General features: G+C 64.9%; 23 protein-coding genes and 1 pseudogene. 9 read left to right on the forward strand and 15 right to left on the reverse strand.

Features of this window, described 5'->3' with window-relative positions:
- Window positions 1–10: 10 nt before the first annotated feature.
- From H5V43_RS23865 to H5V43_RS14975, 4 genes and pseudogenes are all read right to left on the reverse strand, one after another.
- Window positions 11–412: pseudogene (locus tag H5V43_RS23865) on the reverse strand (DUF2155 domain-containing protein); the annotation flags it as partial.
- Window positions 409–807, reverse strand: coding sequence for an NADH:ubiquinone oxidoreductase subunit NDUFA12 (locus H5V43_RS14965; RefSeq protein WP_025547500.1), 399 nt, complete (start codon window positions 805–807; stop codon window positions 409–411). The gene H5V43_RS14965 and the pseudogene H5V43_RS23865, both read right to left, overlap by 4 nt.
- Before the next feature lie 49 nt (window positions 808–856).
- A complete protein-coding gene (locus H5V43_RS14970; RefSeq protein ID WP_025547498.1) occupies window positions 857–1375 on the reverse strand; it encodes a DUF192 domain-containing protein in 519 nt (172 codons plus the stop codon).
- A 49-nt stretch (window positions 1376–1424) separates the two neighbouring features.
- Complete coding sequence (locus H5V43_RS14975) at window positions 1425–1949, reverse strand: regulatory protein RecX (RefSeq protein WP_025547496.1); 525 nt, start codon at window positions 1947–1949, stop codon at window positions 1425–1427.
- Between the two features lie 150 nt (window positions 1950–2099).
- On the opposite strand from H5V43_RS14975, the gene H5V43_RS14980 reads away from it, so the two are divergent.
- Entirely contained in the window at window positions 2100–3860 is a 1761-nt protein-coding gene (locus H5V43_RS14980) for a fatty acyl-AMP ligase (protein ID WP_099185244.1), read from the forward strand.
- Between the two features lie 158 nt (window positions 3861–4018).
- A complete protein-coding gene (locus H5V43_RS14985) occupies window positions 4019–6316 on the forward strand; it encodes a putative bifunctional diguanylate cyclase/phosphodiesterase (protein WP_025547494.1) in 2298 nt (765 codons plus the stop codon).
- A 319-nt stretch (window positions 6317–6635) separates the two neighbouring features.
- Here the strand turns inward: H5V43_RS14985 and H5V43_RS14990 are convergent, their stop codons facing one another.
- Window positions 6636–7139 carry a DUF3617 domain-containing protein gene (locus tag H5V43_RS14990; RefSeq protein WP_025547492.1) on the reverse strand — a complete coding sequence of 168 codons (504 nt, stop codon included), beginning with the start codon at window positions 7137–7139 and terminating at the stop codon, window positions 6636–6638.
- Between the two features lie 109 nt (window positions 7140–7248).
- Window positions 7249–7794 carry a DUF3617 domain-containing protein gene (locus H5V43_RS14995; protein WP_025547490.1) on the reverse strand — a complete coding sequence of 182 codons (546 nt, stop codon included), beginning with the start codon at window positions 7792–7794 and terminating at the stop codon, window positions 7249–7251.
- A gap of 343 nt (window positions 7795–8137) precedes the next feature.
- On the opposite strand from H5V43_RS14995, the gene uvrB reads away from it, so the two are divergent.
- Window positions 8138–10321, forward strand: coding sequence for an excinuclease ABC subunit UvrB (uvrB, locus tag H5V43_RS15000; protein WP_025547489.1), 2184 nt, complete (start codon window positions 8138–8140; stop codon window positions 10319–10321).
- A 281-nt stretch (window positions 10322–10602) separates the two neighbouring features.
- Here uvrB and H5V43_RS15005 read toward each other — a convergent pair whose 3' ends face one another.
- Together H5V43_RS15005 and H5V43_RS15010 are read right to left on the reverse strand one after the other, a co-directional pair.
- On the reverse strand, window positions 10603–11967 hold the full coding sequence (locus tag H5V43_RS15005; protein ID WP_025547487.1) for a methyl-accepting chemotaxis protein: 1365 nt from the start codon (window positions 11965–11967) through the stop codon (window positions 10603–10605).
- 96 nt (window positions 11968–12063) lie between these two features.
- The gene (locus H5V43_RS15010) at window positions 12064–12981 is read right to left on the reverse strand and encodes a DMT family transporter (RefSeq protein WP_037481626.1); all 918 of its coding nucleotides are present in this window, start codon (window positions 12979–12981) and stop codon (window positions 12064–12066) included.
- Here H5V43_RS15010 and H5V43_RS23490 point away from each other — a divergent pair.
- The gene (locus tag H5V43_RS23490; RefSeq protein WP_157846839.1) at window positions 12968–13423 is read left to right on the forward strand and encodes a hypothetical protein; all 456 of its coding nucleotides are present in this window, start codon (window positions 12968–12970) and stop codon (window positions 13421–13423) included. The two genes, H5V43_RS15010 and H5V43_RS23490, sit on opposite strands and share 14 nt — an antisense overlap.
- Here H5V43_RS23490 and H5V43_RS15015 read toward each other — a convergent pair.
- The gene (locus H5V43_RS15015; protein ID WP_025547484.1) at window positions 13392–14912 is read right to left on the reverse strand and encodes a fumarate hydratase; all 1521 of its coding nucleotides are present in this window, start codon (window positions 14910–14912) and stop codon (window positions 13392–13394) included. The two genes, H5V43_RS23490 and H5V43_RS15015, sit on opposite strands and share 32 nt — an antisense overlap.
- Window positions 14913–15040: 128 nt before the next feature.
- Between H5V43_RS15015 and H5V43_RS15020 the strand changes: the two genes are divergently transcribed.
- The gene (locus tag H5V43_RS15020) at window positions 15041–15556 is read left to right on the forward strand and encodes a hypothetical protein (protein ID WP_025547482.1); all 516 of its coding nucleotides are present in this window, start codon (window positions 15041–15043) and stop codon (window positions 15554–15556) included.
- Window positions 15557–15641: 85 nt separating this feature from the next.
- On the opposite strand, the gene H5V43_RS15025 is transcribed toward H5V43_RS15020, so the two are convergent.
- A complete protein-coding gene (locus H5V43_RS15025; RefSeq protein WP_025547481.1) occupies window positions 15642–16412 on the reverse strand; it encodes a CsgG/HfaB family protein in 771 nt (256 codons plus the stop codon).
- Window positions 16413–16599: 187 nt separating this feature from the next.
- Between H5V43_RS15025 and lepA the strand changes: the two genes are divergently transcribed.
- Entirely contained in the window at window positions 16600–18405 is a 1806-nt protein-coding gene (gene lepA / locus H5V43_RS15030) for a translation elongation factor 4 (RefSeq protein ID WP_025547480.1), read from the forward strand.
- A gap of 50 nt (window positions 18406–18455) precedes the next feature.
- On the opposite strand, the gene H5V43_RS15035 is transcribed toward lepA, so the two are convergent.
- Window positions 18456–18845 carry a type II toxin-antitoxin system death-on-curing family toxin gene (locus tag H5V43_RS15035; RefSeq protein ID WP_025547478.1) on the reverse strand — a complete coding sequence of 130 codons (390 nt, stop codon included), beginning with the start codon at window positions 18843–18845 and terminating at the stop codon, window positions 18456–18458.
- A 3-nt stretch (window positions 18846–18848) separates the two neighbouring features.
- Window positions 18849–19076, reverse strand: a complete 228-nt coding sequence (locus tag H5V43_RS15040; protein ID WP_025547477.1) for an AbrB/MazE/SpoVT family DNA-binding domain-containing protein — start codon at window positions 19074–19076, stop codon at window positions 18849–18851.
- A 102-nt stretch (window positions 19077–19178) separates the two neighbouring features.
- Between H5V43_RS15040 and H5V43_RS15045 the strand changes: the two genes are divergently transcribed.
- Both H5V43_RS15045 and H5V43_RS15050 read left to right on the forward strand, forming a co-directional pair.
- Window positions 19179–19565 carry a PH domain-containing protein gene (locus tag H5V43_RS15045; protein ID WP_025547475.1) on the forward strand — a complete coding sequence of 129 codons (387 nt, stop codon included), beginning with the start codon at window positions 19179–19181 and terminating at the stop codon, window positions 19563–19565.
- A 171-nt stretch (window positions 19566–19736) separates the two neighbouring features.
- Window positions 19737–20420: a hypothetical protein gene (locus H5V43_RS15050; protein ID WP_025547473.1), complete on the forward strand. Its 684-nt coding sequence runs from the start codon at window positions 19737–19739 to the stop codon at window positions 20418–20420.
- A gap of 57 nt (window positions 20421–20477) precedes the next feature.
- Here the strand turns inward: H5V43_RS15050 and H5V43_RS15055 are convergent, their stop codons facing one another.
- From H5V43_RS15055 to rnd, 3 genes are all read right to left on the reverse strand, one after another.
- Window positions 20478–20882, reverse strand: a complete 405-nt coding sequence (locus H5V43_RS15055; RefSeq protein WP_025547471.1) for a DUF1801 domain-containing protein — start codon at window positions 20880–20882, stop codon at window positions 20478–20480.
- A gap of 209 nt (window positions 20883–21091) precedes the next feature.
- Window positions 21092–21388: an I78 family peptidase inhibitor gene (locus H5V43_RS15060; protein ID WP_025547470.1), complete on the reverse strand. Its 297-nt coding sequence runs from the start codon at window positions 21386–21388 to the stop codon at window positions 21092–21094.
- 13 nt (window positions 21389–21401) lie between these two features.
- Entirely contained in the window at window positions 21402–22568 is a 1167-nt protein-coding gene (gene rnd, locus H5V43_RS15065) for a ribonuclease D (RefSeq protein WP_025547468.1), read from the reverse strand.
- A gap of 128 nt (window positions 22569–22696) precedes the next feature.
- Between rnd and aspS the strand changes: the two genes are divergently transcribed.
- The gene (gene aspS, locus H5V43_RS15070; protein ID WP_025547467.1) at window positions 22697–24481 is read left to right on the forward strand and encodes an aspartate--tRNA ligase; all 1785 of its coding nucleotides are present in this window, start codon (window positions 22697–22699) and stop codon (window positions 24479–24481) included.
- Window positions 24482–24492 lie beyond the last annotated feature (11 nt).

Here is a 24492-nt window from a genome sequence, read left to right on the forward strand (position 1 = left end):
CGGGCCGTTCCCGGAACAGCCAGCCGGAAAAGTTGCGGCGCCATTTATTGTCGGCGGTGCTGCGCACGTCGAGCTGAATGAAGGCGCCGGTTTCCTGCACATTTTCCCAGGGCGCCGTGGTTTCGCAGGCCTGCAGCCGAACAATGGCATCGCCCACGCGCAGCGCTTCGCCCGGCTTCATCGTCAGGTCGGTGGTGATGCCGTTGCGCTTGTTGAGCAGGCCGATCACCGCCACCCGCTCGTTCATCGGCGTGCCGGTGAGGGGAGACTCGTCGCCATTGCGGATCTTCTGCCCCTCGATGCGGACAGGACCGCCCTGGTTCTGCGTCGGCAGATCGTCGCCGCCGCAACCGGCCAGTATCAGGGTGCAGCCGAGAATCGGCAGGAAACGTCCCGCCGGGCGCCGCATCATGATGCGTCGGGGCTCCACGCCTCATAATCGCCGGTCGCCTTCTGGCGCAGGCCGCCCTTTTCCAGCGCGCCGGTGGGGCGGTAGGCCTGGGCCGTGCCGGTGGCGTTGGGGGTGAAGTCCCTTTCCCAGATGCGCGGGGGCGGCAGGAAACTCTCCGGCGCGCCCTCGATCGAATGATGCAGCCAGCCATGCCATTCGGCGGGCACGCGGCTGGCGTCGTTCGCGCCATTATAGATGACCCAGCGCCGGGTCAGTCCATTGGGGTCGGTGCCGCCTTCATAATAGACATTGCCCTGATGGTCCTCACCCACCTTCGTGCCCTTGCGGGAGGTGTAGAGCGAGGTGCCGATGGTCGCGCCATCCCACCAGGTGAAGATCTTGCCAAGGATTCCCATGGGCGAAGCGCTTAGCCGTTGCGGCTGGCGCTTGGCAAGGCGGTTCTGGTCAGCGGGGGCAGAAATTGAGGGGGTTTGACGAGGACGGCCGGTCGCAATCGCCCCAGGTGACGCGGTCGCCTTCCCTGATGCCCAGCTCCGCCGCCCTGCCGCCGCGCAGTTCGAGGACGGCGGCGACCGGGATGCCGGCGGAGACCGGCTCGCGGGAATAAGGGGCGGCGTTGGCCTTCAGGAAGGCGATGCTGCCGTCGGTGTGGATGAACAGCATGTCGAGCGGGATCAGCGTGTTCTTCATCCAGAAGCTGGCCGTGCGGGGCGGCGACATGGGGAAGAGCATCCCGGAATCGGGGGCGAGCGACTTGCGGAACATCAGGCCCTGTTCCTGCTGCTGTTCGGTGAGGGCGAGTTCGACGGTGAAGCGGTGAGCGGTTTTGGCGGTGTGGATGGTGAGGGGGAGGAGGGTGGTTTGCCCGGTGGCGGTGGGAGCGGCGGTGTTTTCGGCTTTGGGGGCGGATGGGGAGCAGGCGGCCGGGAGAATTGCAAGGAGAAGGAGGAGGAAGGGCTTCATGGGGGTGAGGTATCACAGCCTGGCGGTTAACAAACGGGGTGCTGAGCGGTTACTCATCCGCTTCCGGCACTTCCCCCGGCGCGGCGTCGGTCCAGCGGCGGGCGGTGGCGTAATCATGGCCGGCGCGCAGGAAGGCGGCAATCCATTTTTCCCGCTGCTTCGGGTCCGGGCGTTCCTGGGCATAGGGGCCGATCCGCTTGCGCCGGGCGAAGCGGTCGGCGGCGGACCAGCTTTCCCTTTGGGTCTGCGCGTGGGCTTCCACCCGGTCGGCTTCCGCTATGCCATCGGCGCGCAGGGTTTCCGCCACCCGGCGGGCGCCATAACCGCGGCGGCTGAGCGCGCCGCTTTTCATCACGGCATAACCGGCATCGTCGACATAGCGCAATTCGCTCAGCCGATCGACCAGCGCCTGCGGATCGGCGGGGTCTTCGCCGCCCCAGCCGCGTTCCTTGATCTTGCGGCCCAGATAGGCCAGCAATTTGGCCCGGCTGGTGGCGAAGCGCGCCACATAACGCAGCGCAAGTTCGCGCATGGCCTCTTCATCGAGCGGGGCAGGAGGGCGTTTGCCGGTCATGGCAATGCTTCATGCCTGTTGCGCCTTGATTATGCCACAGTCGGGCCGGAATTTTACCGCCCCTTTTGGGGTAAAAGCCCAAGCTGGAATGCAACTATCCGGTGCAAAGCGGCTTGAAAGCTGTTAGCGGCGCGCCGGAATATGACAAACATGACATTGGGTGACACCAATATGACGGGTTCGCAAAGCATGATGGCACCGACGCCAACCACCGACGATCTGCCCCGCCGTTTCTCGGACTTCGAGACGCTGGGCGAAGCGCTGGACTATGCTGCGACCGGGCGGCGCGGCCTGAACTTTCACGACGCGCGGGGGAATCTGGCGCGACCCTATCCCTTTGCGGAGCTGCGCGAGGACGCCGTCGCCAGCGCCCACCGGCTGATCGCCCATGGGGTGAAACCGGAGGATCGCGTGGCCCTGGTGGCGGAGACGGGCCCGGATTTCGCGCAATTGTTCTTCGGCATCGTCTATGCGGGCGCCTGGCCGGTGCCGCTGCCGCTGCCGACCAGCTTCGGCGGCAAGGAAAGCTATATCGACCAGTTGAACGTCCAACTGTCGAGCTGCGACCCGATGCTGTTCCTCTTTCCCAAGGAACTGGAGGAGATGGCAGGGGAATCCGGCCGTCAAAAGGCGGTCGAGAGCATCGCCTTCGAGGATTTCATCGCGCGGGAAGCCATGCCCTGCGATCTGCCGCAGGCGAGGGGCGAGGAGATCGCCTATCTGCAATATTCGAGCGGTTCGACCCGCTTCCCCCATGGCGTGGCGGTGACGCATCATGCGCTGCTCAGCAATCTGGCGGCGCATAGCCATGGCATGGAACTGGTCGAGAGCGATCGCTGCATAAGCTGGCTGCCCTGGTATCATGACATGGGTCTGGTCGGCTGCTTCCTGTCGGTCGTCGCCAACCAGGTGTCGACCGACTATATGAAGACCGAGGATTTCGCCCGGCGGCCGCTGGCGTGGCTGGACCTCATCAGCCGCAACGAAGGCACCTCGATCAGCTATTCCCCGACCTTCGGCTACGACATTTGCGCGCGCCGCATGTCGAGCCAGACCAAGGCGCAGGATCGTTTCGACCTGTCCCGTTGGAGGCTCGCGGGCAACGGCGCGGACATGATCCGCCCGGACGTGATGCAGAGCTTCGTCGATGCGTTCGGGGACGCGGGGTTCAGCCCCAAGGCGTTCCTGCCGAGCTATGGCCTGGCCGAGGCCACGCTGGCCGTCACCATCATGCCGCCGGGCGAGGGCATCATCGTCGAACTGGTGGAGGAAACCGACCTTTCCGGCGGCGACGCGACCGAAGGCCGGCCGCAGCGCTTCCGCTCGATCGTCAATTGCGGCAAGCCGGCGCGCGACATGGTCGTGGAAATCCGGGACGAGGATGGAGCGAAGCTGAACGAGCGTCAGATCGGCAAGGTGTGGACCACCGGGCCGTCGCTCATGGTCGGCTATTTCCGCGATCCTGAGGCGACCGACGCCTGCATGGTCGACGGCTGGCTGGACACGGGCGACATGGGCTATTTGAGTGACGGCTATCTTTATATCGTGGGCCGCGCCAAGGACATGATCATCATCAACGGCAAGAATCACTGGCCGCAGGACATCGAATGGGCGGTGGAGCAGCTTCCCGGCTTCAAGCAGGGCGACATCGCCGCCTTTGCCATCACCACGCCGGGCGGCGAGGAAGCGCCCGCCGTGCTGGTGCATTGCCGCACCTCCGACAATGATGAGCGTACCCGGTTGCGCGACCAGATCCGCGAACGCGTGCGGGCGATCACCGGCATGAACTGCGTGGTCGAACTGGTGCCGCCGCGCACCCTGCCGCGCACCAGCTCGGGCAAGCTCAGCCGGTCGAAGGCGCGCAACCTCTATCTGACCGGCGAAATCCGGCCCTACGACATCGCCGCCTGACCCTTTGCCGCGCACCGACCGGCCGGGGGCCGCTTTTTTCATCTGCTTTTGACGGCCGTTACGGATTGATAACCGCTTGCTGTTAATCCGGCCGGGTGAGACGCGGGCAAGGGCCATCTTCTGAACAGGCTTCGCGGGAGCGAATATCGCTCCGGGCGATGATGGGTCTTGCCGTCGTGCCGGGCGATGCGGCGGAGCGCGTCCTTGCTGCCCAATTGCGCTCGGCCGATCATGTCGCGCTGCTGAGGCAGGCGATGAACCTCTTCGGCCTGCTGTTCCTGTGGCAGGTCTTCGGCGATCACGGCTCCGTGCCGGGGCTGATGGTCTGGAGCGCCGCGCTGGTCCTTTCCATGGCCGTCGGCGCCATCCTGCGGCGCAGGCGCAATGGCGCGGCGGCAAGCGCGACCGATCTCAGGGTCCATGGCTTCACCGGCCTGCTTCACGGCCTCGTCTGGGCGGCGTGCATGATGACGCTCTCGTCCGGGCACGGCGCCGCGCAGTTGGTGGCGCACTGGACGCTGATCAGTTGCATCATGGTCTGCGGCGCGATCAGCTATGCCGCCACTCCGCTGGCGGCGACCGGCTTCCTGCTGCCCTGCATCGTCGGGCTTGGCGCGCTGTTCGATCCGCGCGACCAGACGCCGCTGCTTGCCCTTGCCACCAGCTATGCGCTGTCGTTGCTGGTCGGCTGCTTCCTTTATGCACGGACCTTCGCCCGGCAGCACAGCGCCAGCGTGCAACTGGAGGAAAAGAGCGAGGTCGTCAGCCTGCTGCTGCGCGAATATGAACATGGCGCGTCCGACTGGCTGTGGCAGACCGATCCCGCGCGGCGGCTGAGCGGCGTGTCGCCGCGCCTTGCCGAAATGCTCGGCCGTACACCGGCCGAAGTGGAAGGCGTGCTGCTGGTGCAACTGCTGGCTGGAAATGCCTGGGAAAGCGGTCTGTTCCCGACGGAACTGCATGCGTTGGCGGATCATCTGAAGCGGCGGGAAAGCTTCAGCAACATCGTCTTGCCGGTCGAGCTGGAGGGGGATGTGCGCTGGTGGGAACTGTCCGCCTCGCCCCGCTATGACGAGGGCGGCGCCTTTCTCGGCTTCCGGGGCGTCGGCTCCGATATTACCGAACAGAAGGAATCGGCGGAACGGATCGCGCAGCTTGCGCGGTTCGACCCGTTGACCGGCCTGCCCAACCGCACGCATCTGCGCGATGTGCTGGATCAGGCCATGGGCGGCGGCGCGGCGGCGGGCGCAGGGCGCGGCGGCTGCGCCTTCCTGATGATAGACCTGGACCGGTTCAAGGCGGTGAACGATACGCTGGGCCACCAGATCGGTGACAAGCTGTTGACCCAGGTGGCGCGGCGATTGCGGCATATCTGTTCCGGCGCGGAATTTTGCGGGCGCATCGGCGGCGACGAATTTGCCGTCGTCATCCCGCAACTGGGGGACAATCACGGCGTCGACAGGCTTGCGGCCCGGATCATCAACGGCCTTTCAGCCCCTTATCAGGTGGACGAACATACGCTTTACGTCGGTGCATCCGTCGGGTCGGCGGTGTCGCCACAGGATGGCCGTGAATCGGAGGCGCTGATTCGCAGCGCGGACCTCGCCCTCTATCGCGCAAAGGGCGATGGCGGCGGCGTGCACTGCGCCTATGAACCGCAATTGCATGCGCAGGCGGAGGAGCGCCGCCAACTGGAACTCGCGCTGCGCGACGCGCTGGAGAAGAACCAGCTGCACGTGCTGTTCCAGCCGGTGGTGGAGGCGCAGGCGGGCATTGTCGTCGGGTTCGAGGCGCTGGTGCGCTGGACCCACCCGGACATGGGGCCGATCTCGCCAGCCAAATTCATTCCGGTCGCGGAAGAAGCCCGGTTGATCGGACCGATCGGGGAATGGGTGCTGCGGACCGCCTGCAAGGAAGCGGCATGCTGGCCCGACGGCGTGCGCATCGCGGTCAATGTCTCGGCCGAGCAGCTCGTCCATCCGAGCTTTGTCGGTGCGGTGGTATCGGCCCTTGCGCAGAGCGGGCTGGAGGCGCGGCGGCTGGAGCTGGAAGTCACCGAAAGCGTGTTCGTCAACGCCGATACCGGGGCGCTCAAGATACTCGATCAGTTGCGGGGGCTGGGCGTTCGGCTGTCGCTCGACGATTTCGGGACGGGCTATTCCTCGCTTGGCTATCTCAGCCGCACACGTTTCGACACGATCAAGATCGACCGCAGCTTCGTCGTGGGCGCGGCGAACAACAGGGCGGAAAGCCTGGCGATCATCCGCGCGGTGGTCACACTGGCGGATAGTCTGGGCATGGCGACCACGGCGGAGGGCGTCGAAACGGAGGCCGAACTGGCCATGGTCAGGGGCCTGGGCTGCCGCAAGGTGCAGGGCTTCTATTTCGGGCGGCCCATGCCGGCGGCCGACGCGGCGGCGCTCTTCCCCGGGCATCAGGTGCGCGCCCGGGCCTAGGCTTCATCGCCGCGATGGAAGGACGTGACCCAAGATGCGCTCCGGGGTCCATCGAACATGGCGCAGTCTTGCCTATTCGTCGCGGCAGCATGATCGCCCCCATGCTGCTCTCCGCCCGCCCCTTATCCGCCGCTCTCGATCCGTAATTCCATCGCCTCGGAAAGCACCCCCGCACTTGCGATAATGGCCGGGAGCCTTCGATCGCCGCAAGGGCCGCGCGCCATGCTCCGAAAGGCCGGCGATCCCGCGAAAGGAAGACGCCGCGCCGTCGGGCTTTGCGGACCGGGCACAGTTGGAGAACCCCGCCCGGTCCTTATCGTCACGCCTTGGTGCATTCCCCTGCACGCTTGCCGGTGACGTCATGGGTGGTGCGCAGCACGGGCTGGCCGCCCTCGGTCCTCGTCATGGTGCTGCCCAGCGTCAGCGTATCGGCGGTGAAATTGCCCTCCAGCACGATTTCGGATGTGCCCTTGCCGGATGTGCAGCTCAGCGTAGCGATCAGACGCCCCTTGCGGATCAGCTTGTCCTTGTAGGTGCAGTTCTTGCCCTCATCCCCGGCGAGAGCATTGGCGTCCGGCACGCCGGCGGCATCGACGGCGATGCAGGTCTTGTCCTCGCTCACCTGTTTCAGCGCGGCCTGATATTCGGCCGGGGTGACTGTGGGGGTATTATAGCCGGTTGTCTTGCGCGTCAGCGCCCATTCGCCCGCTTTCATGACGATCGGCGCTTCGGTCGTTTCGGGCGCGGGTTCCGGCTTGCTGCCGCAGGCGGCCAAGCCGAGAGCAAGCCCAAGCGGCAAAGCCGCCAGCGCGAATTTCTGCATATCCTCTCCCCTGTTCTCTGTTGGAACCGGTGCAGGCTCGCGCCAAGCCGTGCAAAGCGCAAGAGGAATCTGCTATCGCCTGCAGGCGCTTCGCTCACATCGCCTGCCCTTACTTCTCCGCGCAGGTCGTGCCGATCCACTTGCCGCTGGTCCTGGCCTTCATGCTCATGTTCATGCCATTGGGCGCACCGGTCATCTTCATGTCCATGTGCATCTCATAGCTTTCGGGCGCATAGCTGCCGGACATGACGGCGTTCATCGTGCCGCCCTGCGACTTGCAGCTTATCTCGCCCTTCACGGAACCGCCGCTGGCGTCGAAGCCCTTGTAGGCGCAATCCTTGTTCTCCTGCCCCGAGAACATCTTGCCGCTGGGGTTGGCGGCTTCCTCCGGCGAGACGCAATATTTGATCGAGGTGCGGCTCATCATCTTCTTCATCTGCTCTTTCATCTGGTCGCCGCCGCCGGGCATGTTCGGCATGTCGATGTCCTCCAGCTCATAGTTGCCCTCCCACTGGCCGGGCTTGAGCTGGACCTTCTGCACTTCCTGACGGACCTCCTCGCGGGTTTGCGGCTCGCTCGCCTTCTTTTCGCCGCACGCCGCGAGCAGGGCGGTCGCTCCCGTCAGGCCGATCAGGATGGAGAGTGTCGGACGCATAAGCTTTTCTCCCTGTTTCCACGCCGTTTAGGGCGCGACCATATCAAGGGAGGGGGAGGATGCAATGCGGAATGGACAAGCCATATGTTCTTTATTTGTTCTAATTCCGATGCTATGCGTGTTCGACAATCGGGTGAGCGTTGATGGACTGGGAAGATGGAGAAGGGCCTACTTCGGCTCTTCGCGCGCGCCAGGGTGACAAGCCGGCGGTCTATCCGTCGCCGTCCGAAGGGCTGTTCGAACCGAAGCCCTGAAAGGGCGGAGGCGCGCGGCTTTGCCGCTTCCCGGCATAAGAGAGCGTGAAGCCGATTGCGTCTCACGCCAAAGGCCCCATATTCCGCTTATGTCTATCCAGATCCGCACCACGCTGGACGAGCCGGAGACCGGCGAAGGCTTCGTCCCCCACCGCCCCGCGCGCCCGGAAAAGAGCGAGGGTGGCAGGCCGTTCAAACTGGTGTCGGACTATGAGCCGTCGGGCGATCAGCCGACCGCCATAGCCGAACTGGTGGAAACCGCGCTGGCTGGCGAGAAGGACCAGGTGCTGCTGGGCGTCACCGGATCGGGCAAGACCTTCACCATGGCGAAGGTGATCGAGGCGTTGCAGCGGCCCGCTCTGGTGCTGGCGCCCAACAAGATACTGGCCGCGCAGCTTTATGGGGAGTTCAAGAGCTTCTTCCCGGAAAACGCCGTCGAATATTTCGTCAGCTATTACGACTATTACCAGCCCGAAGCCTATGTGCCCCGCTCCGACACTTATATCGAGAAGGAGTCGAGCGTGAACGAGGCGATCGACCGGATGCGCCATTCGGCCACGCGTGCGCTGCTGGAACGCGACGATGTGCTGATCGTGGCGTCGGTGTCCTGCCTCTACGGCATCGGCTCGGTCGAAACCTATTCGGCCATGACCTTCGCGATGAAGAAGGGGCAGGTCGAGGACCAGCGGGAGATCATCCGAAAGCTGGTCGCGCTCCAGTACAAGCGCAACGACGCGGCGTTCGCGCGCGGCAATTTCCGGGTGAAGGGCGACAATCTGGAGATTTTCCCGTCGCACTATGAGGACACCGCCTGGCGGGTCAGCTTCTTCGGCAATGAGATAGAGGACATTGTCGAATTCGACCCGCTGACCGGCAAGAAGGTCGCGAGCCTGGACTTTGTGAAGGTCTTTCCCAATTCGCACCACGTGACGCCGGGCCCGACGCTGAAGCAGGCGATGGAGGCGATCCGCTTCGAACTGGCGGAGCGGCTGAAGGAATTGCAGGCCGAGGGCAAGCTGCTGGAGGCGCAGCGGCTGGAGCAGCGGACCAATTTCGACCTGGAGATGATCGCTGCCACCGGCTCCTGCGCGGGGATCGAAAATTATTCGCGTTTCCTGACCGGCCGTCTGCCGGGCGAGCCGCCGCCGACGCTGTTCGAATATCTGCCGGAAAATGCGCTGCTGTTCGTGGACGAAAGCCACCAGACCGTGCCCCAGATCGGGGCGATGGCGCGGGGCGACCATCGGCGGAAGATCACGCTGGCCGAATATGGCTTCCGCCTGCCGAGCTGCATCGACAACCGGCCCTTGCGCTTCAACGAATGGGACGCGATGCGGCCGCAGACGGTCAGCGTCTCCGCAACGCCCGGGTCTTGGGAGATGGAGCAGACCGGCGGCACCTTCTCCGAACAGGTGATCCGCCCGACCGGTCTTATCGACCCGCCTGTCGAGATCAAGCCAGTGGAGGACCAGGTGGACGACCTGATCCATGAGGCGAAGGAGACGGCGAAGAAGGGCTATCGCACGCTGGTCACGACGCTCACCAAGCGCATGGCCGAGGATCTGACCGAGTTCATGCATGAGGCGGGGATCAAGGTCCGCTACATGCACAGCGATGTCGAGACGCTGGAGCGCATAGAGCTGATCCGCGACCTGCGGCTGGGGGTCTATGACGTGCTGGTGGGCATCAACCTGCTGCGCGAGGGGCTGGACATCCCCGAATGCGGGCTGGTCGCGATCCTCGACGCGGACAAGGAAGGCTTTTTGCGCTCCGAAACCTCGCTCATCCAGACGATCGGGCGCGCGGCGCGCAATGTCGAGGGACGGGTGATCCTCTATGCCGACCGCGTCACCGGGTCGATGGAGCGGGCGCTCAACGAGACGTCGCGCCGCCGCGAGAAGCAGATGGCCTATAATCTGGAACATGGCATCACGCCCACCACGATCAAGCGCAACATCGGCGACATCATCGCCCATGTCGCGTCGAAGGATCAGGTGACGGTGGATACCGGGCTGGAGGACAGGCCGCACCTCGTCGGCCACAATCTGCGCGCCTATATCGAGGATCTGGAAAAGCAGATGCGGGCCGCGGCGGCGGACCTGGAGTTCGAGGAGGCCGGACGCATCCGGGACGAAATCCGCAAGCTGGAGGCGGAAGAGCTTGGCCTGCCCGCCGGGCAGCAGGTGGCGGCGCCGCGAGGGCGGGCCACCGAGGGCAAGCCGGGAACGCGCAAACTGCGCTACGGGAAGGTGCAGAAGAAGTTCGGACGTTAGGGGCCGGGGAACCGTCCGCTTCTTGTTCGAACCCGCCATGCTCCTCGAAGGCGCTCGAACAAGACGCGTGGTTCGTCCAGAGCCCGGTTCCGCCGTCTGACGACCATCGCGTCGTGGAACTGGGCTCCCGCCTTCGCAGGAGCACTTTGTGCCTCAAGAATAGCGGAATGGCCGCGATCCACCCGCCTTCCGCAGATCATGGCGTTTGAACGGGGCTTCCATACGACGCTCCCTCTTCCGAACGCGGCGAAGGCCGCTCCCGCCCCTTCAGGCCGAAAATCTCACCTGTCCTGGTCCTGATAGGCCATTTGCAAAATCCCCCAATGCCGTCCTCGAACATGGATGGAGGCGATGACCTGCTTCAGCAATATGACCTCGCCCACGGCGTTCAGCCGCCGATAGGCCTTGATGCAGAAGGGTTGGGTGATCCTGCACTGCTCGCGCGTGTCGGGGAAATCGAAGATCAGGCCCTGGCGCGAATATTCGAAATTCCAGTTGTCGTCGCCCGGCCGCTGCGGATGCGACCGTTCCGGCATCGCGACCGCGCCGAAGCTGTTGCGGTCGGTGAAGGTCATGCCGAACAGCCCCGGAAAGACGCGCGCCCTTTCCTGCTGCACCCGCGCAGCGGGGATCAGCACCGGCTGGACCGGATGGCTATATTGCACCGGCTGCGTGCCGGGGATCGGCATGTAGGATTCGCTGAACAATTCGCTTTCCGTCAGCCGGCCCTCGACAACGGCCAGTTCCAGCGCGTCGCTTACCGCCTGCGCGGCATCCAGGCAGAAATCGATATAGGGCGTATCGGGTATCTCGACGCCGCTTTCCGCCACCAGTTGCAACAGTCGGTTGGTGTCGTCGCTGGCGGTCGAGATGCGGCCGGACAGTCTTTGCAGGCCCCCCGCATTGTCGGTGGAGGTGCTCGCCAGCGCCGCCAGCCCGCCGCGAATCTCGCCCGCCGATCCGACGATGGAGGCGATGCGTTCGGCCACCCCCTCGCTGTTGCTGGACAGGTCTTCCATCAGCGCGCCGAGCCGTTCGACCAGCAGTTCGATATTCTTGGTGTCGTTAAGCGCCGTGCGCGCGGTTTCCGCGCCGTGGACGATGCCCTCCAGCATCTTGCCCGCCTCACCGGTCAGCGCTCCGATGGACTGATCGATGGTCTGGGTGGCGGTCGCGGTTTCCTGCGCCAGCTTCTTGACCTCTGCGGCCACCACGGCGAAGCCGCGCCCGGCATCGCCTGCGCGCGCCGCCTCTATGGTCGCGTTGAGCGCCAGCAAATTGGTCTGGCTGGCGATGCCGCTGATCACGCTGGTGACATGGGCGACGGTCTTCAGCGCCTCGCGGAAGCCGTCAAGCTGTGCGTGGACGCTGCTCACCCGCTCGATCAGGTCGACGAAATTGCTGTTGGCGTCCGACAATTGACGCCCGGAATCCTGGATGATGCTCCGCGCGGCCACAGCCTTTTCGCGCGCATCCTGTCCCGCCAGCGACACGCTTTCGCCGTCGCGGGAAAGCTGCGCCGCCGCGCCGCTGATCGCCTCGATCGTGCGGGCCTGATTGGTGACGCGATCCGCCAGCTCGCTGATGTCCGCCTGCAGGTCGAGCGTGCGGATGCCCAGGTCGCCGGACAGCTTGGCCACCTTCATCACCGCCTGTTCGACGTTCCGGGTTCTTGCCTGGTTTTCCACGCCGTCCGGGCTATCGGACGTTGGTAAAATATCCGTTATCGATGCGGTGGGCCGTTACAGCGCGCCAGTCAGCGCCAGCACGACGCCGGTGGCCACCAGCACCAGCCCCATGACCTCGCTGCGCTTCATCCGTTCGCCCAGGTAGAAATGACCGAAGCCCAGGGTGAAGGCGACCTCCACCTGCCCGACGATCCGCACCAGCGCGACCGGCGCAGTCGCAAAGCCGGTGAACCAGCATGCCGAACCGAGGGCGGACAACAGCCCGACCTGCCCCGAAATGCGCCAGCCGTGCAGCACCTTGCGCATTTCGCCGGGCTCGCGCAGCAGCAGGAAGCCGCCCTGCATCACCGTCTGCATCGCGACCGTCACGACCAGCACGATCAGCGCGGCCAGGACCGGGTCCGCGTTCGCGCCGCCGGCGTCCACCTCCTGCGTTCCCCGCCGGATGGCGATGGCGGTCAGCGCAAAGAAGAAGCCCGAGGCGATGCCGCACAGCGCGGCCGGTTGCCCCAGCGCGCGGAGGAAGCCCGGCTTTTTGCCGCCGACCGACAGCAGCATGATGCCCGCCACGCCGCAGCCGATCCCCGCCCAGGCCAAGGGAGGCAGACGCTCCCCCATCAGCAGGAAGGATAGGATGGCCCCCTGCACCGCCTCCGTCTTGGAATAAGCCGTGCCGACGACGAAATTGCGATGGGCGAAGGCCATGATCAGCAAATTGGTCGCGACGATCTGCGCCAATCCGCCCCCCAGGCAGAACAGCAGGAACGATGGATCGGGCGAGGGGAGCGGGCCGGGATAGATCAGCCGATAGCCCGCCAGCAGCATCAGCGCGAAGGGCAGGCCGTAGAGATAGCGCACCAGACCCGCCGCGTTGACGGACAGTTCCTTGCTGACCCGGCGCTGCACCGCCGTCCGCCAGGCCTGCGTCGCTCCCGCCAGCAGCGTCGCCGGAAGCCAGATGGGAAACGCCATCCTAGTCCTTCCCGGGATGGTGGAGGGGAAATGCGCGATCGTGGTGCAGGATATGCCGCGCCACATCGCCGAAATCCCGGATTATGTCATGAGCCTTGATCCAGAGCACCCTAACCCCCTGAGAACGCGCCTATGCGTCACGCTGGGCATCCTGCGCCATCTGCTCGGCATGGTCATGAAAGCCGTTGTCCGGCTCCATAGCGAACCGGACAGAGGCGCAGTGGAAATCCAGCACAAAAGCCCGACCGGATGCTGTTCACAGCGCGATTTCGGGTGCGCCAAAGCGCGCCGCAATTCCCGCGCCTGCGCGACGCTCCTTCCATTCGGCTGCCTTGCGCCGATTCCCCTCCACCATCTGCTTCGCAAACGGTCCCCCTCCCCATCGCCCGACGGGGAGGATCGGGCGAGCCTCACACCCCTTCGAGAAGGCCTTCCTTCTTGATCTTCTCCTGCCACACCAGCGGGGCGAGACGGTGGACATTCTGGCCTTCGCTGTCGACGGCGACGGTGACGGGCATGTCCTGCACCTCGAACTCGTAGATCGCTTCCATGCCCAGGTCTTCGAAGCCGACCACTTTGGCGGCCTTGATCGCCCGCGCCACCAGATAGGCCGCGCCGCCGACCGCCATCAGATAGGCGCTCTTATGCTTGGCGATGCTGTCGGTCGCCGCCGGGCCGCGCTCCGCCTTGCCGACGCAGGCCGCGAGGCCCTGTTCCAGCATCATGTCCATGAACTTGTCCATGCGGGTCGCCGTGGTCGGACCGGCCGGGCCCACCACCTCGTCGCGCACCGGATCGACCGGGCCGACATAATAGATGACGCGACCCTTGAAATCGACCGGCAGTTCCTCGCCGCGGCTCAGCATGTCCTGGATGCGCTTGTGCGCCGCGTCGCGCCCGGTCAGCATCTTGCCGTTGAGCAGCAGGCGGTCGCCATGCTTCCAGCTCTGCACCACTTCCGGCGTCAGCGTGTCGAGGTCGACGCGGATCGCCTCCTTGCTCGGCTTCCAGTCGACCTGCGGCCATTCCGAAATCTTCGGCGCCTCCAGATAGGCGGGACCCGAGCCGTCGAGCGTGAAATGCGCATGGCGGGTCGCCGCGCAATTGGGGATCATCGCCACCGGCTTGCCCGCCGCATGGCAGGGATAGTCGTAGATCTTGACGTCCAGCACGGTGGCGAGGCCACCCAGCCCCTGCGCGCCGATGCCGAGCGCGTTGACCTTGTCGAAAATCTCGATGCGCAGCTTCTCGATCTCGTTCTGCGGTCCGCGCGCCTTCAATTCGCCCATGTCGATGGGCTCCATCAGCGATTCCTTGGCCAGCGCCACGGCCTTTTCCGCCGTGCCGCCGATGCCGATGCCCAGCATGCCGGGCGGGCACCAGCCCGCGCCCATCTGCGGCACCATCTCCAGCACCCAGTCGACGATCGAATCGCTGGGGTTCATCATCTTGAACTTGGTCTTGTTCTCCGACCCGCCGCCCTTGGCCGCGACGTCGACGATGACCTTGTCGCCCGGCACCATCTCGACATTCAGCACGCAGGGCGTGTTGTCCTTCGTATTGACGCGCGAAAAGGCGGGGTCCTTCAGGATCGAGGCGCGCAGGCGGTTCTCCGGGTTCAGATAGGCGCGGCGCACGCCTTCATCCACGACCTCCTGCATGGAGCGGCTGTTATCGTCCAGCCGGCAGTCCATGCCCCATTTGATGAAGACGTTGACGATGCCGGTGTCCTGGCAGATCGGGCGATGCCCCTCTGCGCACATGCGGCTGTTGGTCAGGATCTGGGCGATGGCGTCCTTCGCCGCAGGATTGGCCTCCGCTTCATAGGCTTTGCCCAGCGCGCGGATATAATCCATCGGATGATAATAGCTGATGAACTGGAGCGCGTCGGCCACGCTCTCGATCAGATCGGCGGTCTTGATGACGGTCATCTACCCTGGTCCCTAATCTAAGGCCCGCCCCGCACGGCGGGTCCATGCAGGGGAGCGGCTAGTAGGGAATCGCGCGTGAGTCCAGTAGCGGCAGGGAGCCGGCCGCCTGTCCCGGGCGTTTCCCGCCCATGCCCCGCGCGCTCAAGACCTATCGCACCGCCATCGGCTTTCACGACGCCTATGTCGCCGCGCCCAGCCAGAAGGCGGCGCTGGAGGCCTGGGGCGCCGACGCCAATCTCTTCGCCCGCGGCGTGGCGGAGGTCGTGACCGATCCGGCCCTCATGGCCGAGCCGCTCGCCCATCCAGGCCAGGTCATCAAGCGCCCCCGCGGTTCCATGGCGGAACATCTCGCCGCGCTGCCCGAGGAGAAGCCCGCAAGCCCCAGAAAGGCGAAGGCGCGCGGCGCGGCCAGGCCCAGGCCTCGCCCCGACCGCGCACCGCTGGAGGCGGCGGAGGAGGCATTGGCGGCTCTCGACCGGCAGCAGGAAGCGGAGCGCCGTCAACTGGCCCGCCGCGAAGCCGCCCTTCGGCGCGCGCGTCAGGACCTGGAAAAACGGCATCAAGCCGAAAGGCACCCGCTGGAGAAAGCCCGCGACGCAGCGGCAAAACGCTATGAACGGGCGCTCAGGACATGGGAAGGCTAGAGTATCGCGCAGCAGGATGGCGAGACCAGTGAAAAAAAGGCGCCACCGGAAGCTCCGGCAGCGCCCTTCCCTTCAAAACCGTCCTTTATTGTGCGCGGGGCGCCGCTGCGGCCGCATTGGCGGGCAGGCCGCCAAGCTGCGTCACCAGCTTGGTATAGGCGTCGAGATAGGCGAGCACGATCACCTGCCCGATCTCCGTATTCTGGTAGCCGCCGCCGCCGGCCGCGGCGAAGCCGCCCCACCAGCCGGCGCCGCCGCCGCCGCCGAAGCTCAGGTCCGACTTGCGCGCATAGCCCTCCGTCAGCGCCTCTTCCTCGGTCGTACGGGCGTTGACGATGGAGAGCGTCACATTGGCCTCGCTCTTCTTGACCGAAATGCCGCCCGCCAGCGCGCCGAAGGTCCGGCCGCCCAGGAAGCCGCCGAGCATGCCGCCCAGCGCATTGCCGCCTGAATTCTTGTTGGAGGAGACGATGTCGGGCTGCAGATAATAATCCGCCGCCTTCACCTGGCCCTTGCCCAGATTGGACCCCGCCTGCAATTCGCCGGAGTCCGCCATGGCGCGTTCCATATTGCGGCTGGCCATGGCGCGGCCGCGGTTGACGATGCCGAAGCAGCCCGACTGCTGGATGAACACCTTGAGGATCGCCTCCGGGCTGCCCAGGTTCAGCTCACGCCACCACTGGTTGTCCGGCTCGACGATGGCCACCGTGCCGAGGCGACGGGTGCAATGAGGAATTTCGGCGGTTTTCTTGGCCTGCTGCTGCCGGGCGGACGAACCCTTGTCGGCGGCCATCGCCGGAGAAGCCGCGACAGCCAGACCGGCTGCGGCAGCGACGAACTTCGCGAACACACGCATTGTCATGCACCCCTGAAAGTTGCTGAAGTCGTTTTGATTTTGTGGCGCCCCGATATTTGCATCATGCTCTAGCACAACCGCGCGGGCGCGCAAGTAATGCGAACGGTTATCACCGCCATAGCCTTAATAGGCATGGGATGTGCGAGCCTGCTGACAGGCCCTCAAATGGCTGCTATCGGCGCGGGCCATGACCGATCTCTCGCACATCCGCAATTTCTCGATCATCGCCCATATCGACCATGGCAAGTCGACCCTGGCCGACCGCCTGATCCAGCGCACCGGCGGCCTGACCGACCGGGAAATGTCGGCGCAGGTGCTCGACAACATGGATATCGAGAAGGAACGCGGCATCACCATCAAGGCGCAGACCGTGCGCCTCGACTATGTCGCGAAGAACGGCGAGACCTATGAGCTGAACCTGATGGACACGCCGGGCCATGTCGACTTCGCCTATGAGGTGAGCCGTTCGCTCGCCGCCTGCGAGGGCGCGTTGCTGGTGGTGGACGCCGCGCAGGGGGTGGAGGCGCAGACGCTGGCCAACGTCTACCAGTCGATCGAGCATGACCATGAGATCGTGCCCGTCATCAACAAGATCGACCTGCCCGCCGCCGAGCCGGAGAAGGTGAAGGCGGAGATCGAGGAAGTGATTGGTCTGGACGCGTCGGAAGCGGTGCTGGCGAGCGCCAAGGCGGGCATCGGCATCGATGACATATTGGAAGCGGTGGTCGCCAAGATCCCCGCGCCCAAGGGCGACCGGGAGGCGCCGCTGGAAGCGATGCTGGTCGATAGCTGGTACGACCCCTATCTGGGCGTCGTCATCCTGGTGCGCGTCGTCAACGGCGTCATCAAGAAGGGCCAGAACATCAAGTTCATGATCGGCGGCACCGAGCATTTGATCGACCGCGTCGGCTGTTTCCGGCCGAAGATCGAGCAACTGGGCGAACTGGGGCCGGGCGAGATCGGCTTCATCACCGCGCAGATCAAGGACATCAGCCAGACCCGCGTCGGCGACACCATCACCACGGTCAAGAATCCGGCGAAGGAACCGCTGCCTGGCTTCAAGGAAGTGCAGCCGGTGGTGTTCTGCGGCCTGTTCCCGGTCGACGCCAATGATTTCGAGAAGCTGCGCGAATCGATTTCCAAGCTGCGGCTGAACGACGCCAGCTTCTCCTTCGAGATGGAGACGTCGGCCGCGCTGGGCTTCGGCTTCCGCTGCGGTTTCCTGGGCCTGCTGCATCTGGAGATCATTCAGGAGCGGCTGAGCCGGGAATATGATCTGGACCTCATCACCACCGCGCCTTCGGTGGTGTACGAGATTCACATGAATGACGGGACGGTCCGGCATCTGCACAACCCCGCCGACATGCCCGACGCCAACCATATCGACTATATCGAGGAACCGTGGATCGAGGCGGTGATCTACTGCCCCGACGAATATCTGGGGTCGATCCTGAAGCTCTGCCAGGACCGGCGCGGCATTCAGAAGAACCTGACCTATGTCGGCGGGCGCGCGCAGGTGACCTATGAACTGCCGCTCAACGAGGTGGTGTTCGATTTCTACGACCGGCTGAAGTCGATTTCGCGCGGCTATGCCAGCTTCGACTATCATCAGATCGGGGCGCGGGAAGGCGACCTCGTCAAGATGAGCATCCTCGTCAACAATGAGCCGGTGGACGCGCTCAGCATGATCGTCCACCGGGGCACCGCCGAATCACGCGGGCGCGGCATGTGCGAGCGGTTGAAGGATTTGATCCCCCGCCACCTGTTCAAGATTCCGATCCAGGCGGCGATCGGCGGCAAGGTGATCGCCCGCGAGACCATCGCGGCGATGCGCAAGGATGTGACCGCCAAATGCTATGGCGGCGACATCACCCGCAAGAAGAAGCTGCTGGAGAAGCAGAAGGAGGGCAAGAAGCGGATGCGCGAATATGGGTCCGTGCAGATTCCCCAGGAAGCCTTCATCGCCGCGCTGCGCATGGGGGATGAGAACTGAGGCTCCTGCCGGTGCAGGAGTACGCTATTCCTGTCCGAACGAAAGGGACTTCATTCCGCCGCCAGATGGTCCCGAAACCAGGCGGTGGTTTCCTCCTCGCTCAGTTCTCCGGCCGCGAGAGCCAGGAAGGCTACTACCAACTCGGCGTCGGTGGCCGTCAGCACATAGCCGTTCAGCGCCAGGAAGGTTTCGCTGACAACTGCGGCGGTGCGCTTGTTGCCGTCGACAAAGGGATGGTTGCGCGCAATGCCGTAGGCATAGGCAGCCGCCAGTTCCGCCGCATCGGGTTCATGATAGGCCGCCAGATTCTGCGGGCGGGCCATGGCGCTTTCCAGCAAGCCTGAGTCGCGCACGCCTTCACCGCCGCCATGCTCGGCCAACTGTTCGGCATGCGCCGCAAGCGCCACTTCGGCGCTCACCCAGACCCAATTGCGGGGCATGGTTTATTTCGCAAGCTCGCGCAGTGCGCGTTTGCGGCGCTGCATGACTTCCCGCGCTGCCGCCATCTGAGCGTCGAAATCGGGTTCGGCTGCGCTCAATTCGATGCCGCGCGGCGTGGTGACGACCGACAGGGTCTCGCCGACGCCGACATTGAGATGCGCCAGCACCTCCTTGGGCAGGATGACCCCGGCGGAATTGCCGATCTTCGTGATCTTGAGCGGTGTGTTCATACGGATGTTATAACCATTATCCGGCCGCGGCGCAAGTCCGGCGGCCTTGACGGCGGCGGGGCGTCCATGGTCAATGCTCACGACCAACCGCAGGGGACCGGCATGAGCGAGACATGGCTGTATGACGAGCATCCCGCGATGTTCCGCGCACATCCCTTCCTGTTCATCCTCCTGCTGATCTCCGTCGTCGGCATCCTCGCCATCGGCGTGTGGTGGGTGTTGCACAAGGGGGAGCGGCTGGCGCTTTCCGACCGGGAAGTGCTGCTGGAACGGGGTCTTCTGGCCAAGCAGCGGACGGAGATCGCGCTTTCCAGCATCCGCAGCGTGCGCATCACCCAGACGTTGGGCCAGCGCATCTTCAACGTCGGCAATGTGGAACTGTTCAGCGCCGGCGACATGGCGGAAATCGCGATCAGGTCCATGCCGCGGCCCGACCGCATCCGGGCGATCGCGGCTTCGCGCAATCTCGACCTGCTGCCCCAGCGGTAGGAGAATGGTGAACAGCCTCTTGACTTGTCCGCATTTATTTCAACGATAGTGCAATAGCGAGAAGGGGTGCTTTGGAGCGCCCACGGCCAGCAGGAAGGACGCCGGAGGAACGCCGGTCCGCAGTGGCGCGGGCAGGTGAGCAAGGGGTCGTCGTGCATGGGCTTGCGTGTGATGCCGTCGCTGCCAGAACTGACCGCGCAGCAGCAGGACGAAGTGCGTCAGGCTTGCGGTTTCGCCTGCGTCCGCTGTGGCGTGACCATCTACCGCTATCTTCGCTTGCCCGAAAGTCATGGGGTGACGCTGCTCTGCCCCACCTGCCATGGGCTGGTGGAGGAAGGGCGCCTGACGCCGATGCAGGTGCAGGGCTTCCATGCCAATCCCGTCGTGCGGCAGCGCCATTTCGCGCGGGACCGCCTGCCCTTCTCGCCGGAATTGCCGACGCTGATCATGGGCGGTTCGCAATTGCTGAGGGACACGCCGATCCCGCTGACGCTGGAGGGGGAGCCGATCCTGATCTTCGCGCCGCCGCGCCGAAGCAATGGCGCGACCCGCATCAGCGTGCGCATGGGTGGCCCCGATGGCGAGCCGGTGCAGGTCGTGAACGGCAATGAGTGGATGCCGACGGACGGTAGCTGGCACTTCCTGCTGCGCGGCGACCGCTACAGCATGATGGCGGCGCGGGGCGAGGGGCTGGCGGTGCTGCGCATCGTGGCGCGCAACCGCATTGCCGTCGAGCATCTGCGCACCACGATCAGGGGGCGGCGGCTGGAAGTGACGCCCGACTGGCTGGAGATCGACGGGAAGCGTTATGTCGGGCGGATCGGCAGCGGGACGCTGATCGGGCTGGAATGTTGATGGGGCGTGGGCGGCGCTGTTGTCTGATCCGTTGGTTATGGGCGCGCCGCTCTTCCATTATTCAGATGTCATCTGACTTTTCTTTCTCAGCCTGCTCATGTTGAGCGCCGCGGCTGCGCGAATCAGCGCCTTGAACGCGTCGGCGTCGATTGTCTCGCCTTCCCTTATGTCGATGGCGCGGCGCACATTGCCGTCCAGGCTGGCGTTGAACAGGCCCGCCGGGTCCTCCAGCGAAGCGCCCTTCGCGAAGGTCAGCTTGACCACCGCCTTGTAGCTTTCCCCGGTGCAGAGGATGCCGCCATGCGACCAGACCGGGACGCCCCGCCATTTCCATTCCTCGACCGCCTGCGGATCGGCTTCCCTGATCAGCGCACGGACATGGGCAAGCGTTTCTCCCCGCCAATCGCTGAGTTCCGCGATGCGCCGGTCGATCCGCGCGGAGGGGGAGTCAGTGTCGTTCATCGGGCCGCTCCTCTTGCCCGGCACCCTAAACGGATCGCAACGAAACGGGAATGGCGTAGCGATGGTGCCAGAAGGGGCCTGCCTCCCCGCCCCACCGCTACGCCGCCCTTTGGGGACCACCCGTGGGGCTGGCCGCCCGCGATCAGGGGGATCGCGACCGGCGCCGGATGGGATACGGCTGTGCGGTAAGGTTTATTCCATTGCGATCCTCAGCCGCAGCGCGCGGTCGTGATCGCCATCTTCCCGTCATAGCTGACGGTCAACCGGTCCGGGCGGAAATCCATGGTCATCGCCATGCCCGGCGCGCCCCAGCGCAGCGTGCGCGCGCCTGAAAGCCTGAGCAACTCGGCGCCGGTCGCCGCGCTGGCGGTCTGGCCGATGAAGCGGTCCAGCCCCTCGTCGCGGCATGGTCCTTCGGCGGTGGGCGGTGGCGTGGCGGGGCCTTCGCCGTTCGCGCCGGCGCAGGCGGCAAGCAGGGAGAGAAGAGGAAGCATGGCGGTTCGCATCCGTCCTGAACTCCTATTGCGTGCGGGTCATCTTGAGGCGGCCATTCTTGACCGCGAAGGCAAGGCGGCCCTCGACCAAGTCGACCGCATCGCGGCCGAACTGTTCATAGCGCCAGCCTTCCAGGATCGCGAGGTCTTCCCGCACGCCGGCGGCCAGCGCGTCGATGTCGTCGCTGCGGGCGATGAGGCGCGCGGCGACATTGATGTCGCGCGAACGGATTTTCAGCAGCAGCTTCAGAAGGTCCGCCACCAGCGCGCCATCCTTGCCCAGGCCCGGCCGCTTGGGGTCGCGCTCCGGCATTTCCTCCTTGGCCAGCGGCTTGTGCGCGGCAAGGGCGAGCATCAGCCGATTGCCGATGTCGTTGGTCTTCCAGGTGGCCGACAGGCCGCGCACCTTGCCCAGATCCTCCTGCGTGCGCGGCGGGTGGCTGGCGATGTCGGCCAGCGTCTCGTCCTTGACGATGCGGCCGCGTGGCAGATTCTTGTCCTGCGCCTCCATCTCGCGCCATGCCGCCAGCGCCTTCAGGCGGCCCAGCACATCGGCCTTGCGGCTGGCGATGCGGACGCGTTGCCAGGCCTCGTCGGGCCTGTTCTCATAATTGGAGGGATCGCTGATCCGCTCCATCTCCTGATCCAGCCAGTCGCCACGGCCGGTCCGGCGCAGTTCCTCCAGCATCTTGGGGAATATCTGGATCAGGTAGGTGACGTCGCCGATCGCATAATCGATCTGCCGCTTGTCGAGCGGCCGGCGCGCCCAGTCGGTGAAGCGCGCGCCCTTGTCGAGCTGCACGCCCAGCCAGGCGTCGACCAGATTGCCGTAGCCGATCTGTTCGCCCAGCCCCAGCGCCATCGCCGCGATCTGCGTGTCGAACATCGGATGGGGGGTCTTGCCGGTCAGGTTGTAGATGATCTCCAGGTCCTGACCGCCCGCATGGAAGACCTTCAGCACATCCTCATTGTCGACCATCAGGTCGAGCAGGGGCGAAAGGTCGAGGCCGGGCGCCTTGGGGTCGATGGCCGCCGCCTCATGCTCGTCCGCGACCTGCACCAGGCAGAGATCGGGCCAATAGCTGTTTTCGCGCATGAATTCGGTATCGACCGCGATATAGGGCGATTTGGCGATCCGGGCGCAGAATTGGGCGAGAGTCTTGCTGTCGGTAATCAGCGGATGGATTTGCATATGGTCTTCGATCTTATTATGGGCTGGCCCGTCGCGCACGGGCTCGTCAATGCTTGACAGGACTGCCCATAGCGGCGCTGCAACAATTTGTCATTTCCGTAAAACGAAGCTGAAAGACCAAAAACGCCATGCATGCCTATCGCACCCACACCTGCGGCGCCCTTACGACGGCGGAGGTCGGCAATGAGGTGCGGGTGTCCGGCTGGGTGCATCGCAAGCGGGACCATGGCGACCTGGTGTTCATCGACCTGCGCGACCATTATGGCATGGTGCAGATCGTCACCGAGGTGGATGGGCCGGTGTTCCAGGTGATCGAGTCGCTGCGCGCCGAAAGCGTTGTCACGGTGACGGGCAAGGTGGTCGCGCGGGCGAAGGAAGCGGTGAACCCCAACCTGCCGACCGGCGAGATCGAGATTCGCGCGCTGGACGCGGTGGTGCTGTCCGCCGCCGCCGACCTGCCGCTGCCGGTGGCTGGCGAGCAGGAATATCCGGAGGACATCCGCCTTCGCTACCGCTTCCTCGACCTGCGGCGCGAGACGCTGCACGCGAACATCGTCAAGCGCACGCAGATCATCCGGGACATGCGCCGCCGCATGGAGGATGCAGGATTCACCGAATATTCGACGCCGATCCTGACGGCGTCGAGCCCCGAAGGCGCACGAGACTTTCTGGTACCGAGCCGCATCCATGCGGGCAAATTCTACGCGCTGCCCCAGGCGCCGCAGCAATATAAGCAGTTGCTGATGGTCGCGGGCTTCGACCGCTATTTCCAGATCGCGCCCTGCTTCCGCGACGAGGACCCGCGCGCCGACCGCCTGCCGGGCGAATTCTACCAGTTGGACCTGGAGATGAGCTTCGTCACCCAGGAAGACGTGTGGAACACCATGGAGCCGGTGATCGCGCAGGTGTTCGAGGCGTTCGCCGACGGCAGGCCGGTGACGCCAGCGGGCAGCTTCCCGCGCATCCCTCATGCCGAGGCGATGCTGAAATATGGGTCGGACAAGCCCGACCTGCGCAACCCGATCCTGATCAGCGATGTGACCGAGCATTTCCACGGCAGCGGCTTCGGCATCTTCGCTTCGCTGGTGGAGAGCGGCAGCGTGATCCGCGCTATTCCCGCGCCGGGCGCAGGCGCGGGCAGCCGCAAATTCTTCGACGACATGAACAATTGGGCGCGCAGCGAAGGCTATTCGGGCCTTGGCTATATCAACATCAAGGACGGCGTGCCCGGCGGTCCCATCGCCAAGAACCATGGCGAGGAACGGACGGCGAAGCTGATCGAGGCGCTGGGCCTTGGCCCCAATGACGGCGTCTTCTTCGCGGCGGGCAAGGAAAGCCAGGCGGCCAAGCTGGCGGGGCTGGCGCGCATCCGCGTGGGTGAGCAGCTCGACCTGATCGACAGGGATCGTTTCGAACTGTGCTGGATCGTCGACTTCCCCTTCTACGAATATGACGAGGATGAGAAGAAGATCGATTTCGCGCACAACCCCTTCTCCATGCCGCAGGGGGGATTGGATGCGCTGGAGCATCAGGACCCGCTGAGCCTCAAGGCCTATCAATATGACATGGTCTGCAACGGCTATGAAATCGCCTCGGGATCGATCCGCAACCAGTCGCCGGAACTGATGGTCAAGGCGTTCGAGAAGGTGGGCCTCAGCCAGGCCGATGTGGAGGAGCGCTTCGGCGGCCTCTATCGCGCGTTCCAATATGGCGCGCCGCCCCATGGCGGCATGGCGGCGGGCGTGGACCGCATCGTGATGCTGCTTTGCGGGGCGCAGAACCTGCGCGAGATCACGCTGTTCCCGATGAACCAGCGTGCGGAAGACCTGCTGATGGGGGCGCCCAGCCCGGCGGAGTTCAAGCAGTTGCGCGAACTGCACATCCGCGTCGTGGAGCCGCAGGCGAAGGCCTGATTCCCAACCTC

Source organism: Sphingobium fuliginis (assembly GCF_015074805.1).
In the GTDB taxonomy this organism is placed as follows: domain Bacteria; phylum Pseudomonadota; class Alphaproteobacteria; order Sphingomonadales; family Sphingomonadaceae; genus Sphingobium; species Sphingobium fuliginis.

Excerpts from the sequence above, each read along its gene's own strand:
- H5V43_RS15020 (WP_025547482.1), top strand. The coding sequence starts at position 15,041 with ATGCCCCGCGCGCTCAAGACCTATCGCACCGCCATCGGCTTTCACGAC.
- H5V43_RS14980 (WP_099185244.1), top strand. The coding sequence starts at position 2,100 with ATGACATTGGGTGACACCAATATGACGGGTTCGCAAAGCATGATGGCA.
- rnd (WP_025547468.1), bottom strand. The coding sequence starts at position 22,568 with ATGCAAATCCATCCGCTGATTACCGACAGCAAGACTCTCGCCCAATTC.
- H5V43_RS14965 (WP_025547500.1), bottom strand. The coding sequence starts at position 807 with ATGGGAATCCTTGGCAAGATCTTCACCTGGTGGGATGGCGCGACCATC.
- H5V43_RS15040 (WP_025547477.1), bottom strand. The coding sequence starts at position 19,076 with ATGAACACACCGCTCAAGATCACGAAGATCGGCAATTCCGCCGGGGTC.
- H5V43_RS23490 (WP_157846839.1), top strand. The coding sequence starts at position 12,968 with ATGGGAAACGCCATCCTAGTCCTTCCCGGGATGGTGGAGGGGAAATGC.
- H5V43_RS15005 (WP_025547487.1), bottom strand. The coding sequence starts at position 11,967 with ATGAAGGTGGCCAAGCTGTCCGGCGACCTGGGCATCCGCACGCTCGAC.
- H5V43_RS15010 (WP_037481626.1), bottom strand. The coding sequence starts at position 12,981 with ATGGCGTTTCCCATCTGGCTTCCGGCGACGCTGCTGGCGGGAGCGACG.
- H5V43_RS15035 (WP_025547478.1), bottom strand. The coding sequence starts at position 18,845 with ATGCCCCGCAATTGGGTCTGGGTGAGCGCCGAAGTGGCGCTTGCGGCG.
- H5V43_RS14995 (WP_025547490.1), bottom strand. The coding sequence starts at position 7,794 with ATGCGTCCGACACTCTCCATCCTGATCGGCCTGACGGGAGCGACCGCC.
- uvrB (WP_025547489.1), top strand. The coding sequence starts at position 8,138 with ATGTCTATCCAGATCCGCACCACGCTGGACGAGCCGGAGACCGGCGAA.
- H5V43_RS14970 (WP_025547498.1), bottom strand. The coding sequence starts at position 1,375 with ATGAAGCCCTTCCTCCTCCTTCTCCTTGCAATTCTCCCGGCCGCCTGC.
- H5V43_RS14975 (WP_025547496.1), bottom strand. The coding sequence starts at position 1,949 with ATGACCGGCAAACGCCCTCCTGCCCCGCTCGATGAAGAGGCCATGCGC.
- aspS (WP_025547467.1), top strand. The coding sequence starts at position 22,697 with ATGCATGCCTATCGCACCCACACCTGCGGCGCCCTTACGACGGCGGAG.
- H5V43_RS15050 (WP_025547473.1), top strand. The coding sequence starts at position 19,737 with ATGCCGTCGCTGCCAGAACTGACCGCGCAGCAGCAGGACGAAGTGCGT.
- H5V43_RS15015 (WP_025547484.1), bottom strand. The coding sequence starts at position 14,912 with ATGACCGTCATCAAGACCGCCGATCTGATCGAGAGCGTGGCCGACGCG.
- H5V43_RS15025 (WP_025547481.1), bottom strand. The coding sequence starts at position 16,412 with ATGCGTGTGTTCGCGAAGTTCGTCGCTGCCGCAGCCGGTCTGGCTGTC.
- H5V43_RS15045 (WP_025547475.1), top strand. The coding sequence starts at position 19,179 with ATGAGCGAGACATGGCTGTATGACGAGCATCCCGCGATGTTCCGCGCA.
- H5V43_RS14985 (WP_025547494.1), top strand. The coding sequence starts at position 4,019 with ATGATGGGTCTTGCCGTCGTGCCGGGCGATGCGGCGGAGCGCGTCCTT.
- H5V43_RS15060 (WP_025547470.1), bottom strand. The coding sequence starts at position 21,388 with ATGCGAACCGCCATGCTTCCTCTTCTCTCCCTGCTTGCCGCCTGCGCC.
- H5V43_RS15055 (WP_025547471.1), bottom strand. The coding sequence starts at position 20,882 with ATGAACGACACTGACTCCCCCTCCGCGCGGATCGACCGGCGCATCGCG.
- lepA (WP_025547480.1), top strand. The coding sequence starts at position 16,600 with ATGACCGATCTCTCGCACATCCGCAATTTCTCGATCATCGCCCATATC.
- H5V43_RS14990 (WP_025547492.1), bottom strand. The coding sequence starts at position 7,139 with ATGCAGAAATTCGCGCTGGCGGCTTTGCCGCTTGGGCTTGCTCTCGGC.